At 67.1% G+C, this 6,000-nt stretch carries 5 protein-coding genes and 1 tRNA gene; 1 reads left to right on the forward strand and 5 read right to left on the reverse strand.

Annotated elements, in window-relative coordinates; all coding sequences use genetic code 11:
• Positions 1 to 79: 79 nt before the first annotated feature.
• The 5 genes from KBA48_RS06110 to KBA48_RS06130 form a co-directional block, all read right to left on the reverse strand.
• Positions 80 to 2,464: a penicillin acylase family protein gene (locus tag KBA48_RS06110; protein WP_292904241.1), complete on the reverse strand. Its 2,385-nt coding sequence runs from the start codon at positions 2,462 to 2,464 to the stop codon at positions 80 to 82.
• A 129-nt stretch (positions 2,465 to 2,593) separates the two neighbouring features.
• Positions 2,594 to 2,669 (reverse strand) — tRNA-Ala (locus KBA48_RS06115).
• Positions 2,670 to 2,779: 110 nt separating this feature from the next.
• Positions 2,780 to 3,121 (reverse strand): cupin domain-containing protein, encoded by a 342-nt coding sequence (locus KBA48_RS06120; RefSeq protein WP_292904243.1) that lies wholly within the window; start codon positions 3,119 to 3,121, stop codon positions 2,780 to 2,782.
• 144 nt (positions 3,122 to 3,265) lie between these two features.
• The gene (locus tag KBA48_RS06125; RefSeq protein ID WP_292904245.1) at positions 3,266 to 4,039 is read right to left on the reverse strand and encodes a polymer-forming cytoskeletal protein; all 774 of its coding nucleotides are present in this window, start codon (positions 4,037 to 4,039) and stop codon (positions 3,266 to 3,268) included.
• A gap of 44 nt (positions 4,040 to 4,083) precedes the next feature.
• On the reverse strand, positions 4,084 to 4,761 hold the full coding sequence (locus tag KBA48_RS06130) for an EI24 domain-containing protein (RefSeq protein ID WP_292904247.1): 678 nt from the start codon (positions 4,759 to 4,761) through the stop codon (positions 4,084 to 4,086).
• Between the two features lie 128 nt (positions 4,762 to 4,889).
• On the opposite strand from KBA48_RS06130, the gene KBA48_RS06135 reads away from it, so the two are divergent.
• Entirely contained in the window at positions 4,890 to 5,876 is a 987-nt protein-coding gene (locus KBA48_RS06135; protein ID WP_292904249.1) for an adenosine kinase, read from the forward strand.
• Positions 5,877 to 6,000 lie beyond the last annotated feature (124 nt).

Raw genomic sequence — 6,000 nt, forward strand, 5'->3', positions numbered from 1 at the left:
ATATGTAAAGTGTGCTTTACATATGAAGGAGGGGCCTTTGGCTTGTCAAGGGTGCTTTACATGGAAAGTGAACTTTCCATCAAGCCCCCGGTTCCAGGGTCAGGGTCCAGCGGTCGGGGCCGGGCAGGAAGGGGGTGGGCCTGCCTTCCGCCCAGTCCTGATGCCCCAGCAGATAATAGGGTGACAGCGGGTGGCCGCTCTGGCTGCCGGGCATGTGGAAATAGGCGTCGGCCTCATGGCCCGGGGCGACGGCGAATCGCTGACTGGCGCCGAATCCCGGCCCCTGGACGCGCGGCATCATGCTGTCGCCCGGCAAACCCTGTTCGGGCGGATCGGTCAGCCAGCCGACCGGCGGCAGAATGCGGGCCAGGGGATGGCGTACCTCCGCCACATTGCGGGCGCCCCAGGTGAAGGACTGGACACCACCGGCCTTGTCCACCTGATCTGCCACCTCCGCCAGAGCCGATTCGATCAGCGCCTCCCAATCCTTGTAGCCGGGCGGGACCAGGGCGGCCGGGCGTTCGGACAGCAGGCGGCGCAGCGGCCCTTCCTGCTGTGCCGTGGAGCGGTTGCGGGGCAGGGGGCCGTCCAGGCCCAGATAGGCGCTGTACAGCTTCTGCGACAGCGTGGTGCGGAAGGCGCGGACCAGGCGATAGCCGACACTGTCCACCGAGGCCCGGGCGCCCCAGTCGCGGACCGGCGCGGTCAGGGCGGCCAGCCGCGTATCCGTGGTGCGCGCCGTCAGGGCGGCCAGCATCTGCTCCTGCCAGAAGGTCAGGACCAGGGCACGGTCATCCAACTGGATGGCCAGCATCTCCGCCGGGCCGAACCGGTCGCGGGCGAACAGCCCGTCACGGATCTGTCCCTGGCGTCCGCCCATGTCATAGCCGCCATCGCCCAGTTTGGCATAGGCATCGCCGCCCACGATGCGGGCATTGGCGGTCCAGATGCGGTGATGGTCGGGATTGCGGATCACCGGCACCTGATCGGGCGGCAGCATGCCGTTCCAGCCGCGTGTACCGTCTGCCCAACTGGCGGGTATGGCGCCATCCTGGCCGAATCGGGACGGTACCGCCCCGATGACGGTCCAGGCGACATTGCCGGCGGCGTCGCCCACCACAAGGTTCTGCTGCGGCTGCCGCGCGCCATGCGCGATGGTGATCGCGGTATCGACGCTGTCGGCCCGTTCCAGGCCCAGCAGCCCGGTCAGGTTGATGGCGTCCGGTTCATGCCCCGTCCAGCGCACGGCGACCTTGGTGCCATCGGCCAACGTGTCCACGACCGGGCCCCAGATGCTCTCCTCCACCACCAGATCCTGGCAATCGGCCCAGGCGGGGCAGATACGTTCCGTCACGCGGGTCAGATCCTTGGGCCCGTCGGGCGTGCGGTAACGACCGGGTGATCCTTCCACGGATTCCAGAAGCACGGCATCGGCCGTGTCGATATAGGAATTGGTGTATCCCCAGGCCACCTTGCCATTGCTGCCGGCCACCAGGGCGGGTGTGCCGGGCAGGGTGACGCCGGTGGCGTCCATGGCGTCCGGCCCGTCGGCGATGCGCAGGCGGGCGCGATACCATGTGCCGGGCACGGCGATGCCCAGATGCATGTCATCGGCTACCAGCGCCGCCCCGCTGGCCGTCAGGGCACCGCCCACGGCCCAGGCATTGCTGCCGATGGTCGGGCCGGGATCGGCATCGATCAACGCTGCCTTATCCCCCACGATGGGCACGGCGGCGGGCAGGGCGGGCTCGGGCAGGGGCACACCGTCGATGGGCGCATCCAGGCCGGTGCCGCGCGGATAGAGGAAATCCGTCATTTCCGGACCCAGCCGGGCCAGGGTCTGGCCCCGGATCCGGTCGGTCAGCGCATCCTCGTCCTGCAGGTCCAGATACATGGCATAGGCGGCCAGGATCGTATCCTGGGCCGTCCAGGGCTGGGGCGTGGCCAGCAGCAAGCCATATTCGAAGGGCCGCCCCGTAATGGCATCCAGCCCCTGATTCACCCCGTCGGCATAGGCATCCAGCAGGGATTTCTGATCGGCGGGCAGGTTGGCGACCACCTGTTCGGCCCGATGGCGCAGGCGATGGACGCGGCGTGCCCGGTCGATCTCCATCACTGGCCCGACGGGACCCAGCAGACCCGACAATTCACCCGCCGCCGACCGGCGGATCAGGTCCATCTGGAAAAACCGTTCCTGCGCATGCAGGAAACCCAGGGCGCGGGCCAGATCGATGCGCGATCCGCCCGTCAGGGTGGGCACACCCTGACCGTCCCGCGTCACGGCCACGGGCGCGGACAGTCCCTTCAGGGCCAGAGAGCCGTCCAGCACGGGTTTGGAGACCAGAAGATTGGCCGTGAAGGCCCCGGCCGCGATCAGGACCAGACCGCCGATGCCCGCCACGCCATATCCCAGCGCCCGGCCCCAGCCAAAGCCCTGTCGCCGCCCGTTCCGCCTGCGCGCCAAGATATCCCCCCGTTTGATCCGTTTTCAGCGGCACAGTTTCCCTTTCGGGAAGGGGGGCGGCAAGAAGGATCGGTGCCCGGGGACCGGAAAAGACAAAAGGCCCCGCCGTTTCCGGCGGAGCCTTTGTTTTGGTGGAGCCAAGCGGGATCGAACCGCTGACCTCTACAATGCCATTGTAGCGCTCTCCCAGCTGAGCTATGGCCCCGAAACCTGTACGCGTCGTCTGGGTGATCGTCGCGGTGGCCGGGTTTATGGACAAAGTTCGTGACGGATGCAAGCGTCTTGTTCGGCGATGCGGACAAGGCAGGCATGCTGTCACCCCGCCACCTCCCCGCCATCGGGTCCCCAGAACAGGGCCCAGCAGGTGAAATCCTCGCTGAAATCGACGAACCGGTGTTCCGCGCCGGCTTCCACAAAGATCAGGTCGCCGGGGCCGAAGGGAACCTCCACACCCGCCTTGGCGAAGGTGCCGCTGCCGGTCAGGATCACGTAAAGCTCGTCCTGCTTATGCGGCCCCTGCTCGTCCCGGTTTTGCGGGGCGTAAAGGCCGGCCTTCATGCTGCCGTGGCGGATCACATATTCGAAGCGCTGTATGCCCGCGCGGTCGCCGATGGCGGCCAGGGCGGCGGCGGGCGGGAACAGGAAGGGCTGGGTCATGGCGGGTTCCCCCGGCGGTTGGAAGCCTGATCCAGCCAACACCGCTCCCGGCCTGCCGCCAAGGGGATCAATTGTCCTCGCCACATGAAAAACCCCGCCGGTGGTGCCGGCGGGGTTTTGCGGGTCGGATGCCGATGGCGGGGATCAGCCGACCGCGCTTTCCGCCGTCGCGTCGGCCGTGGTGTCGGCCAACGGCACCGGGGCGGCGGCCTGCTCCGCCGCGGCCGGCGTGGCGACGGGGGCGCCGCCCAGCACCTGGATGGTGCCCGACAATTGCCCGCCATTTTCCACTTCCAGCGTGCCATAGCGGATATTGCCGTTGATGCGGCCCGTGGACCGCACCTTCAGCGTGTTGCGCACGGTGATGTCGCCTTCGAACCGGCCGCCGATATCGGCCTCGTCGATCTCCACCGATCCCTTGAACAGGCCCGTATCGGCGATTTCCACCACATGGCCGTCGCGCAGCTTGGCTTCCACGGTGCCTTCCACGACCAGCACGTCGCAGGCGGCGATCTCACCCGACAGGCTGATGTCGCGACCGACGATCAGCTTGCGCATTTCCGTTGCGGCGGCGGCGCTGTTGCCCTCCACGCCGGTGGGGGCGACGCGCTTGGGCGGGCTGTTGGGGATGTCGACGACGCGGCGCGGAATCTCCGTCTTCAGGGACGGGGCGGCAGAGGCAAGCGGGCCGCCGGGCGGGGTGGAGAAAGGCGTATTCATCGTCGTCCTCGGGCTGGTTTCGGAACCGGTATCGGTGCTGGGTGCGGCAGTGGCAGGGATGGATGGCGCGACCGCCGGCTCCGCCGGGCGTGACCCGGCAGGGCTTCCGCCGGCATCGACCGGCGGTGCCGACGGCACCGGCGGTACGGGCGGGGTTGGCGTGGCCGGGGCCACGGGCGGTCTCTGGCGTCGGAACATGGTGTCTTGCCCCCAATATCGCATCGGAAAAAGGCGGGGTTCGCTCAGGCCACGGCGGCCGGGATATCACGCCGCATCCCTTCCACAAGATGCGCCATGAACGCTGCCGCCAGCACGGGCACCAGCAGATTGACGAGTGGAAGCGACGAAAGAAAGGCGATAATGACGCCTGCCGCAAAAAGTCCCATCCGCTTGTCGTCGCGCAGGAATTTCACCCCGGCGGGACCCAGGCGGCGCATCGCCACCAGTTCGAAATATTCCCGCCCGATCAGGTAGCCGTTGACCAGGAACCAGACGAACAGGTTGACCACGGGCACGAAATAGAGCGGCAGGGCCAGCAGGTTGAGCAGCACCACCAGGCCCAGAAACTTCACCCCCTCCCACACCGACCGCCAGACCGGGATATGGCGCGGCGGGGGCAGGTGGGGGTAATGGCGGCGTTCCACGGCGTCGACGATCCCGTCCAGCATGGTGGATGATACGGCCACCATCACGGCGGGAAACATCAGCCAGGCCAGGGCCAGCCCCGCCACCCCGCCCAACAGGTCGATCCCCGTCTCCACCCAGCCGATATCGAACAGGTTCGTATCGGTCAGAAGCCAGCCGAATCCGGTCAGCAGGCCCGCGAACAGGACGATGGTGCCCAGGGCCGACAGGATCAGCACCCGGGTGAAGGCGGGGTCGGGCAATTGGCCCACGGCACGCGCCAGTTCCCGGATCATGCTTCCTCCCCGATGAAAGCCGCGACCCATGCGCGGCCCCTCTTCATATGGGGTTGCATGCGCACTTGCCGCAAGACGCGGCCTGCCTATACTCCGCGCCAATTCTGACTGTTGTGTGGAGGCCATTCGTGGCGGCTGTTTATGATGTGGTGGGCCTGGGCAATGCGATCGTGGACGTGATCGCCAAGGCCGACGAAGAGTTCCTGACCGCCAACGGCCTGGTGAAGAACGCCATGCGCCTGATCAGCGCGGAAGAGGCGGATGCGCTCTATGCCAAGATGGGGCCAGGCCTGGAAATGTCGGGCGGTTCGGCCGGCAACACCATGGCGGCCCTGGCGTCGCTGGGCGGCAAGGGCGCGTTCGTGGGCAAGGTCGCCCATGACCAGTTGGGCAAGGTCTATCGCCACGACATCCGGGCCGCCGGCGTCGTGTTCGACACGCCCGACCTGACGGATGGCAAGCCCACGGGGTCCTGCCTGATCCTGGTGACGCCCGACGGCCACCGCACCATGAATACCTTCCTGGGCGCCTGCCTGGACCTGACGCCCGACGATATCGACCCGGCCGTGATCCAGTCGGCCAAGGTCACCTACATGGAAGGCTACCTGTGGGACCCGCCGGCCGCGAAGCAGGCCTTCCTGAAGGCAGCATCCCTGGCGCATGCAGCCGGTCAGAAGGTGGCGCTGTCGCTGTCCGACCCGTTCTGCGTGAACCGCCACCTGGACAGTTTCCGCGATCTGGTGAAGAACCATGTCGACATCCTGTTCGCCAATGAGAGCGAGATCGTGGCCCTGTTCGGCGGCGATTTCGACAGCGCCGCCGCCGAGGCGCGGCAGAGCGTCGAAGTCGCGGTCCTGACGCGCGGCGAAGCCGGGGCCACCGTTCTGGTCGGCGACGATACCTATACGGTTTCGGCCGAAAAGGTGGCGCACGTGGTGGATACGACCGGTGCGGGCGATCTGTTCGCGGCGGGCTTCCTCTTTGGCTATACCCAGGGCCGCGATCCGGCCGACTGCGCCCGCCTGGGCGCCATCTGCGCCGGTGAGATCATCACCCATTACGGTGCGCGGTCGGAGGTCAATCTGGCCGAACTGGTGAAGTCCAAGGGGCTGTAATACCATGTGTGGACGGCCCGTTGGGAACAAGGGGTAGGCGAGATGATTTGTTCGGGTCGAATGCGTTCATGTGTCCGGCCTGTTTGAGCGGCGGATGACCGCTGGCCCAGATGGGTTCCGCCAA

It is taken from the genome of Niveispirillum sp. (assembly GCF_017996735.1).
GTDB lineage: Bacteria > Pseudomonadota > Alphaproteobacteria > Azospirillales > Azospirillaceae > Niveispirillum.

Coding starts and splice junctions, on each gene's coding strand:
- KBA48_RS06130 (WP_292904247.1), bottom strand. CDS start 4,761: ATGATCCGGGAACTGGCGCGTGCCGTGGGCCAATTGCCCGACCCCGCC.
- KBA48_RS06125 (WP_292904245.1), bottom strand. CDS start 4,039: ATGTTCCGACGCCAGAGACCGCCCGTGGCCCCGGCCACGCCAACCCCG.
- KBA48_RS06120 (WP_292904243.1), bottom strand. CDS start 3,121: ATGACCCAGCCCTTCCTGTTCCCGCCCGCCGCCGCCCTGGCCGCCATC.